The organism is Paraburkholderia agricolaris, from assembly GCF_009455635.1.
Classification (GTDB): Bacteria; Pseudomonadota; Gammaproteobacteria; order Burkholderiales; family Burkholderiaceae; genus Paraburkholderia; species Paraburkholderia agricolaris.
On sequence record NZ_QPER01000001.1, the window covers coordinates 2,606,381 to 2,620,135 of the forward strand.

The 13,755-nt window shown below is 64.9% G+C and carries 2 protein-coding genes; both read right to left on the bottom strand.

The annotated features are described in order from the left end of the window. Positions 1-38: 38 nt before the first annotated feature. The gene (locus GH665_RS11655) at positions 39-11,111 is read right to left on the bottom strand and encodes a non-ribosomal peptide synthetase (RefSeq protein WP_153135983.1); all 11,073 of its coding nucleotides are present in this window, start codon (positions 11,109-11,111) and stop codon (positions 39-41) included. Positions 11,112-11,286: 175 nt separating this feature from the next. Continuing rightward, entirely contained in the window at positions 11,287-13,716 is a 2,430-nt protein-coding gene (locus GH665_RS11660; RefSeq protein WP_217361876.1) for a TonB-dependent siderophore receptor, read from the bottom strand. Between the last annotated feature and the right edge of the window lie 39 nt (positions 13,717-13,755).

Sequence of the window (13,755 nt, forward strand, 5' to 3'; positions counted from 1 at the left end):
CGCTGCGTGAGCGCAGCGCCACGGTCCATTACGTAGAGTTAGTCCATCAGTTCGTCGAGCAGCGACTTCATCTCGCGGACGTTGTCGTCCTGCTCGCGCTGTGCATTCGCGTGCAATGCTTCGCACTCCGCGGCGATCTCATGCAGTGTCGGCTTCAGAAACAGGGATGCTAGTGGAATATCCGTTTGCAGATCGCGGAAAATTGCGCGCTGCGCTTTCATCGTCAGCAACGAGTGTCCGCCAAGTTCGAAGAAATTGTCGTGACGGCCGATCCGTTCGATCCCCAGGATGTCTTGCCAGATTGCCACGATAGCGCGTTCTGTTGGGTTTTGAGGCGGCTCGTAAGTCGCGGCGCGGTCCGCGATGGCGCCTTGCTCCGGCGCGGGCAGCGCCTTGCGGTCCACCTTGCCGTTGGGACTCAGCGGCAGCGTGTCCAGCACGACGATCGCCGACGGCACCATGTGCTCGGGTAACGCTTCGGCGAGAGCCTGCCGCAAGCTCGACGCGGCCAGCGCTGTATTCGCGTTGGCGCTGACGTAAGCGATCAGGCGCGTGCCCATTGGTGATTCCTGAGCGACGACGACCGCCTCACGCACATTGGTCTGCGCGAGAAGCTGTGCCTCGATCTCGCCAAGCTCGATCCGGAAGCCACGAATCTTCACCTGATGATCGATCCGGCCCAGATACTCCAGCGCACCGTCCGCACGCCAGCGCGCCAGGTCTCCCGTGCGGTACAGACGGGTGCCTTCGGCCGAGAACGGGTCCGGCACGAAGCGCTCCGCCGTCAGCGCCGGGCGGTTCAGATAACCCCGCGCGAGCCCCGCTCCACCCAGATACAGTTCACCTGCCACTCCCACCGGCGTCATGTTCAGCGATGCATCCAGCACATACGTCTGAACGTTCGCAATCGGACGGCCGATCGGCGTTACCGTGTCCTCCGCCTGGCAGCTCCAGTGCGTGACGTCGATGGCCGCTTCCGTCGGGCCGTACAGGTTGTAGAGTGCCGCAGCCGGCAGCGCCGCCAGCGCACGGTCCTTCAGCTCCGTGGACAACGCCTCGCCACTGCAGATCACGCGCCTGAGGCCCGTGCATTGCTGCGCGCCTTCGTACGCGATGAACGCCTGCAGCATCGACGGCACGAAATGCAGCGTCGTCACCGCATGGCGTTCGATCAGTTCGGCCAGCTTCTGCGGATCGCGATGATCGTCAGGCGCGGCCACCGCCAGACGCGCGCCGGTCATCAACGGCCAGAAGAACTCCCACACCGAGACGTCGAAGCTGAACGGCGTCTTCTGCAACACCGTGTCTGTGGCATCCAGCGCGTAGGCCTGCTGCATCCACACCAGGCGGTTATATAGCGCGCCATGGCGGTTCGCCGCGCCCTTCGGCTGGCCTGTGGAACCCGACGTGTAGATCACGTAGGCGAGGTTTTCGCCATCCAGTCCGATAACCGGGTTGTGCGACGGTTGGTCCGTAAGATCGGGCGCATCCAGTTCGAGCACCGCGATCCCATCCGGCAGCGGCAGCGCGTCACGCACCCGGCGCTGCGTCAGCAGCAGCGCAATGCCGCTATCGGCCATCATGTACGCGAGTCGCGCAGCCGGATACGACGGGTCGAACGGCACATAGGCGCCGCCCGCTTTCATGATCGCGAGCAGTCCCACCACCATCTCGACCGAGCGCTCGACGGCAATCCCCACGCGCACATCCGGGCCGACGCCCTGTGCCGATAAGCGGTGCGCCAGACGGTTGGCGCGCGCGTTCAGTTCGGCGTAGGTCAGCTTCTGATCGCCAAACAGCACGGCCACCGCGTCCGGCGTCCTGCGCACCTGCGCCTCGATGACCCGATGCACAGGTTGTGCGCCGTCATAGTCCACATCGCAACGGCTAAAACCGAGCAGATGCTCACGCTCCGCGTCGCTCATCAGTTCGACGTCGTTGACCGTGGACACCTGCCCCGACACGAGCGCATTCAGCGACGCCACATAGTGCCGCGCCAGCCGCTCGACCGTCCGCGCATCGAACAGCTCGCACGCGTACACAAAGCTCGCCGACATCGTCCCGTCCGACGCCTCCGTCGTATTCAGCGTCAGCTCGAACTGCGCCATCGCCTCGCTCAACCCGTACCACGCCACGCTCACCCCGGGCAGCGTCTCCAGCACCCGCTCATCGTCGCGCAGATGGTTGAACATCACCTGGAACAGCGGCGCGTGGCTCAGGCTGCGCTGCGGCTGCAACGCATCGACCAGCACGTCGAACGGCAGGTCCTGATGCGCCTGCGCCTCCTGCGCGGCGCGCCTCACCGTCTCCAGCAACGTCGGCAGCGGCGTGCCGCCGTCCAGCTGCGCGCGCATCACCAGCGTATTGACGAACAGTCCGATCAGCCCCGCGGTTTCGACCCGCTCACGGTTCGCCGCCGGCACCCCAACCCGGATGTCGGTCTGCCCCGTGTAGCGATGCAGCAGCAGCTGGAAGCCCGCCAGCAGCACCACGAACGGCGTCGCCCTCAACTGCTGCGCGCGTTGACGGATGGCCCGCGCCAGCGTGTCCGGAATGACGATGCGATGGGTGGCGCCGTGCCAGGCGCTCACCGCCTGGCGCGCACGGTCCGCCGGCAGTGCCAGCACCGGATGATCGTCGCCCAGCTGCGCGCGCCAGTATGCGAGCTGGCGCGCCTGCTCACCCGCTTCGAGCCAGCGCCTCTGCCACACCGCGTAATCGGCGTACTGCACCGGCAACGGATCCCGCTGCGCCTCGCTGCCTCCGCGCAGCGCACGATAGCCTTCGACGAATTCCCGCAGCAGCACATCCACCGACCAGCCATCCGACACGATGTGATGCATCACCACCGCCAGCACATGCTCGCGTTCATGCACCCGGATCAGCGCGACACGCAGCAGCGGGCCATGCACCAGATCGAACGGCTCGGCGGCGAAGGCGTTGACGGTCGATGCCAGGGTGGTTTCTATCGCGCCGGAAGATGCAATATCAACGATGCGCCAGTCGCATCGCGTCACCATACCAATGGACTGCACCACTTCGCCATCGGCCTGCGCCACAAAGGTCGTGCGCAGCGATTCATGCCGTGCGACCACCGCATCGATGCTGGCGCGCACCGCGTGCGCATCGAGTTCACCCGTCAGCCGAAGTGCACCCGGCATGTGATACGCGCTGCTCTGCGGCTGCAGATTCCACAGGAACCACAGACGCTGCTGCGCGTGCGACAGCGGCAATGCCGTCCGTTCGTCCGCGGCGATGACCGTCATCGGCGGCAGTGCGGCTTGCGTGGCGTCTTCGTTCAGGGTCTGGGCCAGCGCCGCCACCGTCTGCGTATCGAACAGCTGGCGCGGCGTCATCGTGATGCCGGCGTGATGGGCCTGGGCGACCACTTTCAGGCTGAGAATCGAATCGCCACCGAGTTCGAAGAAGTTGTCGTGCCGTCCGACGCGCTCCACCCCCAGCACCTGTTCAAACAGCGTGGCGAGCGTCGTTTCGAAGTCGCCTTGCGGTGCTTCATAGCCACGCGTCTGGAATTCAGGCGCCGGCAGCGCCTTGCGGTCCACCTTGCCGTTCGGCGTCAGTGGCAGCGCCTCCAGCACCACCACGGCGGACGGCACCATGTAATCCGGCAATGCCGCCGACAACGCCGCGCGCAACGACGCGCCATCCAGCGTGACGCCCGCATGCGGCGCAACGTAGCCCACCAGGCGCATACCACCCGCTGCGCCTTGCGCGGTCACCACCGCCTCTCGCACGTCCTGCTGCGCCAGCAGTTGTGCCTCGACTTCGCCGAGCTCAATCCGGAAGCCCCGGATCTTGACCTGATGATCGATCCGCCCGAGATATTCCAGCTCACCGTCCGCGCGCCAGCGCGCCAGGTCGCCGGTGCGATAAAGCCGTGCGCCCTGCGTGGAGAACGGATCGGGCACGAAGCGCCCCGCCGTCAGCGCCGCACGCTTCAGATAGCCCCGTGCCAGCGCCTCGCCGCCGATGTACAGTTCACCCGCCACGCCTTGCGGCACCAGATTCAGACTCGCGTCGAGAACGCGCAACTGCGTCGCCGGTAACGGACGGCCCAGCATTGGGGCACTCTCACCGACATGCGCCACCGACGACCAGATCGTCGTTTCGGTCGGTCCGTACATGTTCCACAGATCGACGCCCGCAGCCCGCAGACGCGTCGCCAGTTCGGCCGGCAGCGCTTCACCGCCGCACAGGCCCTTCAGCGAGACCCGTTGCGCGCCCGCAGGCCAGCCCGAGTCGAGCAGCATGCGCCAGGTCGCCGGCGTCGACTGCATCACGCTCGCCGCATGTTTCTCCAGCAACCCTGCCAGCAGACGGGCGTCACGTGCTTCATCGCGAGAGGCCAGCACCACCTTCGCGCCTGCCATCAGCGGCAGGAACAGTTCCAGCGCCGCAATATCGAACGACAGCGAGGTCACCGCGACCAGCGTGTCACCCACCGTCAGACCCGGTTCGCGCGCCACGCCGTGCAGGAAATTCGTCAGCGCGGCGTGACGCACCATCGTGCCTTTGGGCTGGCCTGTCGAACCCGACGTATAGATCACGTACGCCAGTTGCTCACCGCTTACGGCCACCGCCGGATTCCCGGCCGGCCCGGCCGACAGATCCAGCGCATCCAGTTCGATCACACGGGTGGGTTCACCCACCGGCAACGCGCCGGTCATACCCATCACCGCGCGCTGGGTCAGCAGCAAGGGCGCACGGCAATCGTCGAGCATATAGCCCAGCCGGGCGGCCGGATACGACGGGTCGAGCGGCACATACGCCCCTCCCGCCTTCAGCACCGCAAGCAGCGCCACCAGCATATCCACCGAACGCTCCAGCGCCACCGCAACCATCACGTCGGCGCGCACGCCTTCGCGGATCAGGCGATGCGCCAGGCGGTTTGCACGCGCATTCAACGCGGCATAGCTCAATGCCTCATCGCCACAGACCAGCGCAATCGCATCCGGCGTCGAGGCTCCCTGGCGCTCGATCAGCTCATGCACGGCAGCGGCGTCGGCGAACGAATCGGTGCTGCATCCAGCGTGCTGCTGGTGCACCGATGAAGTGTCGTCCAGAAGCGTCAGCTCACCGACAAATTCCACGGCGCACAGCCCATTCAACAGGAGCCCGAACTGCTTCAGAAGCTGCGCGACCCCTGTCGTATCGATCCCGTCTTGCGCAAAACTGCAGCGCGCGCGCAGCACGCCATCGATCTGCGCGACCGTCAGCGTCAACGGATAATGCGTCTGCTCGCGGCTCGATACATCGAGCACCTGCAAGCCGCCAGGCGCGCCGGCCTTCAACGCGGCATCGACCGGATAGTTTTCGAACACGATCAGGCTGTCGAACAGCGCCTCGCCGCCCACGCCGGCCCAGCGTTGAATCTCGTTGAGCGGCGTGTGTTCATGCTCGCGCGACATCAGCGCCTGCGCCTGCATCGCCCGCAACCAGTCGCCGACACGCAGGCCGGCGCGCGGCGATGCGATCACCGGCAACGTATTGATAAACAAGCCGAGCAACTGTTGCGCACCGGGCAGATCGTCGGGACGGCCGGCGACCGTTGCGCCAAATGCAATCGTGTCCTGCGACGTATAACGCTGCAACAGCAACGCCCACGCGGCCTGCACCAGCGTGTTGACCGTCACGCGCTCCTGTCGCGCAAAGGCGGCCAGTCGCTCACTGGCTTCACCATCCAGTTCGAGATGCGCTTCGGCGTAGCCGGGGTTTCCAGTCGCACTATAGTCGCTTGCTTCGGCAGCACCCGCGGTGCCGCGTAACGCAGGTGCGAGCCGCGTCGGTGTATCGAGCGCGGCGAGCTGATCGCGCCAGTACGTTTCGCTGGCACCGGGATCGCGCTTCAACAGCCATTCGACGTAATCGCGATACCGCCCACCGCGCGTCGCCAGAGGTTCGCCACCGTAGTGGCGCAGCACGTCGCCGATCAGCTGCGATGCGCTCCAGCCGTCGAGCAGCACGTGATGCACGGTCCAGATCAGGTGATAGCGCGTGTCGCCGGTTCGCACCAGCGCCAGCCGCTGCAACGGCGGACGCGTGACGTCGAAGCCCTTTGCGAGTTCGGCTTGCGCGAGTGCATCGAGTTCTGCCGATAGCGAAACGCCGTCAAGCGAGGCACGCTCGCGCCAGTCCAGTTCGTCGAGCGGTAACGACGCGCTCTTCGCGACCCACTGCAACAGCGCATGGCGATGCTGGAGAAAACCGGTGCGCAGAATATCGTGACGCTCGGTCACCGCGCGCCATGCCGCGCGGAACCGATGTGCATCGAGCCCGTCGAGATCGACGCGCAATTGATTGCGATACGCGCTGTCGTCAGGTGTCAGCCACGTGTGGAACAGCATGCCGGCCTGCATCGGCGGCAATGGATAGAGGTCCTGCAACTCACGCGCGGCAACCGGCAGCGTGGCGGTCAACGCATCGAGTTCCGGCTGGGTCAAACGCGCCAACGGAAAATCGGACGGCGTCACACCGCCCGCATCGCTCGTGCAATGTTCGATCAATCCGACCAGCTCCGTGCGGAAATCTTGCACGACCCGTTCTATCGTCGCCTGCTCGAAACGCACGCTGCTCCATGCGAGCATCAGATGCAGCTCGCCGTCGAAAACCTGCCCCGCGATCGACAGCGGATACGTGAGCCGCGCGTGCGGATCATTGGTCGTCCCAGCCGACTCTGTCGCGGCACGCCAGCCTGCGTGAGCATCCAGTTGCCCGTCGATCTGTCCAAGGTAGTTGAACAGTGTCTGCGCATGAGCCGGCAAGTCGGACAGCACGCCATATCCAAGACCGCGGTCAGGCACATTCCGCAGTGTTTCCTTGACGCGCTTCAGCGCCGTCCCAGGCGCCCCGCCGGCGTCGAGCACCACCGGATACACACTCGTGAACCAGCCTACGGTCCGGCTCAGATCGAGACCGTCGAACAGATCCTCGCGGCCATGCCCTTCGAGATCGATCCGGATCGCCGGCTCGCCCGTCCACGCGCACAGCGCACGGCCCAGCGCGGTCAGCAGCAGATCGTTGACCTGGGTGCGATAAGCGGCGGGGGCAACTTGCAGCAGCCGTTGTGTGAGGCCGCGATCGAGTTGGAGTTCGGTGCTGCGCAGCAGCGCGCGGGTTTCCGCAATGCCGCCCAAGGTGTCCTTATCGCAAGGCAAGCTCGCCGACGTCGCCAGTTGCGTGCGCCAGTAGGCGCGTTGCGCCTGCACCGCGTCGGACGCCGCGTAGGTCGTCAAACGCTGCGACCACGCGCGATACGACGTTCCATTCGACGGCAAACGTACGTCATCGGGCGAGAGTTTGCCGTCCAGTTGCGCGAAGGCACGCTGCAAATCATCAAGCAGAATGCGCCAAGACACGCCGTCGATCACCAGGTGATGGACCGCCAGCAATACGCGGCTCGTGCCGTCCGCAACATCGATCAATAGCGCGCGCAGCAGCGGGCCATGTTCGATATCGAGGCTAAGCTGCGCGTCATTGCACAGCGCTTCGATCTGCTCACGCGTGTCGGCGCGACGCGTCCACAGCAGCGGCTGCGCATCGCTGAAAACAGCACCCGGCTGTTGATGCCAGTTGCCACGCGCGTCGCGCGTGAAGCGCAAGCGCAACGCTTCATGGTGCGCAACCACGGCGCGCAACGCATCGTGCAGGCGCGCGGCGTCGATCGGCTTATCGCTCGACAACAGCACCGACTGGTTCCAATGATTGTGATTCGGAATCTCGCTACCGAAGAACTCGTGCTGGATCGGCAGCAATCCGATCGGCCCTTGCGCGTGCGCTTCGTTGCCTGCTTCGTTGTCCGCGAACCTGGCATCCGCCTCGAATGCCGGGTTCAATGCCGGGTTCAATGCAATCGCCACCGCCGCCAGTTCCGCAACCGTCTGCCGCTCGAACAACTGACGCGGTGTGATTTTCCAGCCGGCCTCCCGCGCACGTGCGACGATCTGCAAGCTGAGGATCGAATCGCCGCCCAGTTCGAAAAAGTTGTGATGCCGGCCAATTTCATCGATTCCGAGAATCTCGCGCCATGCTGCCGCCAGCGCCATTTCCGCGTCGCCCTGCGGCGCGGCATACGCTTCGCGGTCGAATTGCGGTACGGGCAACGCGCGGCGGTCGACCTTGCCGTTCGGATTGATCGGCAACGCGTCCATCACGACCAGCGCACCCGGCACCATGTAATCCGGCAATTCGGCCAGCAACGCCGCGCGCAATGTAGCCGGGGCGAGCCGGCCAGTGGATTCCGCGTCGCCCCGTGCACTCACGTAAGCGACCAGCCGCGTGCCGCCCGGCCCCTCCTGCGCAACGACCACCGCTTCACGCACACCCGGCTGTTTCAACAACGCCGATTCGACTTCGCCCAACTCGATCCGGAAACCGCGAATCTTGACCTGATGATCGAGCCGCCCTTGATACTCGAGTTCGCCGGCCGCGCCCCAGCAGACCAGGTCGCCGGTGCGGTACAGGCGTGCGCCGTCGTTACTGAACGGATCGGGCACGAAACGTTCGGCGGTCAGCGCGGCACGTCCCATGTAGCCGCGCGCCATTCCGTGGCCGCCGATATACAGCTCGCCTTGCAGACGGTCGGCGAGCAGATGCATGTCCGGATCGAGCACGTAGACGCTGCGCTCGCCGACCGGCCGGCCAATCGGCGCGTAGGCGCTGTCGAACACACTAGCGGCGTCGGCGACCCACGCGGTCGGCGTGATCACCGTTTCGGCGGGACCATAGGCGTTGACGAGCCGCTGCGGACGCAAGCTGCGCCGCACCGCGTCAAAGCCGCTCTTCTGCCAGCCTTCACCGCCTGAAATGCAGGTCTTGACCGAGACGCTGCCGACACCGGCGGCCGACGGCAGCAGGTCCACATAGGCGGGCGGCAAATGCAGGATCGTCACGCGTTTGTCGCGCACTTCCGCGAGCAGACGTTCGGGGGGCCAGTCGCCCATATCCCGGATCACAATAGCCGCGCCGTTGACGAGCGGAGTCAGCCACTGCTCCGCGGCGGCATCGAAACTGATCGAGAAAAATTGCAGTTCGCGGTCGCCGGGCTGCACGTCGTAGCGCTGCGCGATCGCCTGCAGGTGCATCGACAGCGGACCGTGCGCGACGCCGACGCCCTTCGGCCGCCCCGTCGATCCCGACGTGTAGACGACATACGCCAGCGTGCCGTCGAATACGCGCACATCCGGGTTATGCGACGGTTCGGTATCGAACGCCGCGCTGTCGAGATCGATCAGTCGCATGCCGTCACGCGACGGCAAACTGTCGTGCAAATGGCTTTGTGTCAACAGCAACGCAATGCCGCTGTCGTCGAGCATGTACGCGAGCCGGTCGTTCGGATACGCGGGATCGAGGGGCACATACGCGGCACCCGTTTTCAGCACGGCCAACAGGCCGACGATCAGTTCGACCGAACGCTCGGCAGCGATTCCGACACGCATTTCCGGCTGCACGCCGAGCGCAATCAAACGATGCGCGACGCGATTCGCGCGCGCGTTCAGTTCGCCATAGCTGACCGTCGTGTCGCCGAACAGCAGCGCGGGTTCGGCGGGCGCTTGCGCGGCGCGTTGCGCGATGGATATATGGGCAGGCGGCGTGACTGGATAACGCTCGTCGGTACGGCCACGCGCCAGCAGGCTCGCGCGTTGCGCGTCATCGAGAATATCGAGCGAGCCAAGCGGCGCATCGGCGTGGTTCAGCAACGCATCGAGTGCGATCTCATACTGCGCGGCGAAGCGCGCGATAGTCGCGGCGTCGAACAGATCGACGTCGTACACAAAGCGCGCCTCGAGCCGCTGCGCGTTGAAGCCGACGTGCAGCGTCAGATCGAATTTGGCGTCGTCGGCGGGCAGATCGACGGCGTTCACGCGCATGTCGCCCAGCGTCAGCGTGGCCGGTTTCGTCGTGTCCTGATAGCCAAACGTCACCTGAAACAAGGGATGACGGTTCACGCTGCGTTCGACACCAAGTGTTTCGAGCAGGCGCTCGAACGGCAGGCCAGGATGATTCAGCGCGCCGACCGATTCCGCCTGAATCCGGCGCAGCCAGTCGCGCACCGGAAGCTGCGCGTCGGGCCGCGCACGATAGATTTGCAGATCGACAAAGAAGCCGATCAGATTGTCGACGTCGGGCCAATGCCGGCCCGCGCCGGGCACACCGACCAGGAATTCATCCTGCTGGCTGATGCGCGCAAGCACCAGTTGAAACGCGGCGAGGCAGAACACGAATGGCGTGATGCGTTCGCGTGCGCAGAACGCCGCGATGCGCGCGGCAACGCTCGCATCCGCCAGCAAGGTTTGCGCCGCACCGCGAAAACGCAGCACGTCGAGGCGAAAACGATCGGTGGGTAAATTCAGCACCGGCAACCGCGTGCCAAGCGCCGTGCGCCAATAATCGAGATCGGCGCGCGCGGCATCGCTGCGCAGATACTGCGCTTCGCGGCGCGCGTGATCGGCGTACTGGATCGGCAACGCGGGCCAGCGCGGAGTCGAACGCGCGGCGCCATACGGGGAGGTTTCGGCCGCTTCGTAGGCAGCAGCCAGATCGCGCGCCCAGATTGCATTCGACCAGCCGTCCGACACCAGATGATGCAACGCCACCACCAGCAGATGCCGCTCGTCGCTCACCGAATGCACGGACACGCGCAGCAACGAGCCGTCGAGATCGAATGGCTTGCGTGCTTCGCTTTCGAGCGCATCGTGACGCCACGCGTCCCCCTTGAGCTGATCGGGCACGTCGGGCACATCGAGCCGCCGATGCGCAATGGCGAATTCCACGGCGTCCAGCACCTGCTGGCCCGTCACGCCATCGTGCTCGACGAAGCGCGTGCGAAGAATCTCGTGGCGCTCGATCACCCTCTCGAACGCACGCGTCAGACGCGCGAGATCGAGCGGCCCGTCGAGATCGAAACCGTGAACGATGTTGTACGCCGTGCTCGACGGCTCGTAGCGTTGCATAAACCACAAGCGCTGCTGTGCGACCGACAACGGCGCCGGAAGATTGTCGGCGGGTGCCGGACGCTGCGTCGATCCGAAGGACAGATCCGCTGCCAGCAGATCGATCAGGTCCTGGTCGTCGTTGCTCAAGTGCTCGCTCATGGCTGTGTATCTCGTGGATGATGCAGACAGATCAAATCGGTTACACGTTCACGTTCGAATCAGGTAAGCCGGGCACGGCAGCGGTGCCCGCTTCCATTCAGATCGCCGCGCGTGCCGCGGCGGGATGTGCGCCGTGCCGTTCGCGATGCAGGATCGAAGCGGCACGGCGCGGTCGTTACATTTGCATCCGCAGCTTGAACAGCAGTTGGCGCGGGTTGCCCCAGAAGGAGCTGCCCGTCGACGAAATCGAGTCGTAGTAGTGACGATCGAACAGGTTCGTCACGCTCACCGAAGCCGTCAGGTTCTTGTTGATGTCGTACGCGGCGCGCAGATCGAAGGTTGCGAACGTGCCCTGGCGAACCGTGCCCACGCCGTCGGTGGCGGAAATGCCGCTCGACACATATGCACCGCCACCCACCGAGACCTTGTTCAGATTGCCCGGCAACCTGTAGTTGGTCCACAGCTTGAACAGATGCTTCGGCGCGACGCTCTGGAACGCGAAGCCGTCGGCGTTCGTGCTGGCGTCGAGGAACTGCGCATTCGTGTACGTATAGCCGCCGAACACGCTCCAGTTCGACGTCAGCTGGCCGGTCGCCGTCAGTTCGACACCGCGTGCACGCGCCTTACCCGCCGCGACCACGAAACCCTGGCCAGGGTAGCGCGGATCGTCGAGCGCACGGTTCTTCTCGGTCAACTGGAACAGCGCGATATTCGTGTTCAGCTGACCGCCGAAATACTCGCCCTTCAGGCCGATCTCATACTGATCGCCTTCGAGCGGTTGCAGCAGGTTGCCGCTCACATCGGTGCCGTTCTGCGGGATGAAAATACCGGTGTAACTGACATACGCCGAGTAAGTCCGGTTGATGTCATAGATCAGGCCGGCATACGGCGTGACACGGCCCGAAATGTGGTGATGCTGGGTCGAATCACCCCAATAATTGGCCGCCGGGTTCGGCGTAAAACCGTAGTCCCACCACGTCGCGCGCGCGCCGAGCACCAGCGTCAGCGGATCGGCCAGGCTGATGCGCGTGTTGGCGTACAGGCCGTACTGACTCGTCGATTTGGTTTCGTCCGACACGGGGCCGTCAAAGGCCGGTTCGGGAATCGACGAGAAGATGCTGCCGGTGCTCTGGCAGAAAACATTGCCGCCCGAGCAATAGAAGTTGCGGGTCCGCAGGCTCTCGTGGAGATAGCTGCCGCCAACCGTCAGTTGATGCGTGCGGCCGAGCAACTGGAACGGCCCGCTCACGGACAGGTCGACCGATTCCTGCTGGTCGTCCTGCGCCCATTTGGTTGCGCCGATCGTGCCGGTATTGGTGATCGGATCGATCGGGCCGGACACGTTGCCGTTCAGGATCGACGAGCGGTTTTCGAGGTAATTGAACGCGAGTTTGGCGCTCCAGCCGCCGCCCAGTTTCTGCGTCAGCGTCGCGAACGCGGTCGTGATGTCGTAGGTATTGTCGTTCCACGGCGCGCCGAGATAGGTCGAACGCGGCAAGTTCAGGAACGTGTAGTTCGAGTAGGTCGGCGTGCCGGTCCACATCGCCTTCTGATCGGTCTCGGAGTAGCTCGCGCCGATCTGCAATTTGGTCTGCGACGTCAGATCCGCTTCGAGCGTGCCGTAGATGTTCTTGCTGCGGCGCCACGTCGAATCCTGGGTCAGATCCTGACGATCCGCCTCGGCGACCAGGCGGCCGCGCAACGTGCCGGCCGCGTTGATCGGGCCGCCGACGTCCACCATTCCGCCAACCTCGTTATACGTGCCGCCGTACAGTTCCGCGTTCATCGAGAACGTGCCCGGCGCCTGCTTGCGCACCAGGTTCAGCGAGCCGCCCGGGCTGCCGAAACCGTTCATCAGGCCGTCCGGGCCGCGCAGCACTTCGACGCGATCGAACATCGCAAGATTCGGCGCAATCGATGCAAGGTTCTGATTGCTGGCTACACCGTCGAGCAGCCACGTATCGATCGGGAAACCGCGTGCGTAGTAGTTGGTACGCTCCGAGTCCGCGTACACGACACTCACGCCCGGTGTCGCGCGCATCGCGTCGGTCAGCGTGGTCATGTTCTGCTGCTGGATCTGCTCTTGCGGAATCACCGTCACCGTCTGCGGGATTTCGCGCTGCGTGAGCGGAATCTTCGAGCCGATCGTGGTGGGGGGATTGACCGCATTGGCGGCAGCGGTGCCCGCCGCGTTGTCGTTCACCGTGATCGCGGGCAACGTGCCGCTGCCGGTGTCGGTCATGCTATTGGCTGGAACGTTCTGTTGCGCAACGAGGTAAGCGTCGCCGGTTTTCACGGCCTGCAAGCCGGACGCTCCCAGTATCTGTTGCAGCGCCTGCGGAGCCGCGAGCCGGCCATGCACGGCGGGCGCGCTCTTGCCCGCCACCAGTTCGCTCGAGTAGGAAAGCTTCAGGCCCGTCTGACTCGCGAGTTGCTTCAATGCCTGATCGAGCGGCTGTGCGGGCGAATCGATAAGCTGCGGCACGTCGCTGCTTGCGTGCGCCGCCATTGCAAACGCCAACCCGGCAACCAGCGCACCGGCCGTCAACACCCGCCGCCCCGCCAATCGACCGGGTGTGGCTACCCGGTTTCGCCCCTCTCCCATGCCTCTTTTCCCCTTGGTCTCTGCTCTCATGCCCGTTCC

Excerpts from the sequence above, each read along its gene's own strand:
- GH665_RS11660 (WP_217361876.1), bottom strand. The coding sequence starts at position 13,716 with ATGGGAGAGGGGCGAAACCGGGTAGCCACACCCGGTCGATTGGCGGGG.
- GH665_RS11655 (WP_153135983.1), bottom strand. The coding sequence starts at position 11,111 with ATGAGCGAGCACTTGAGCAACGACGACCAGGACCTGATCGATCTGCTG.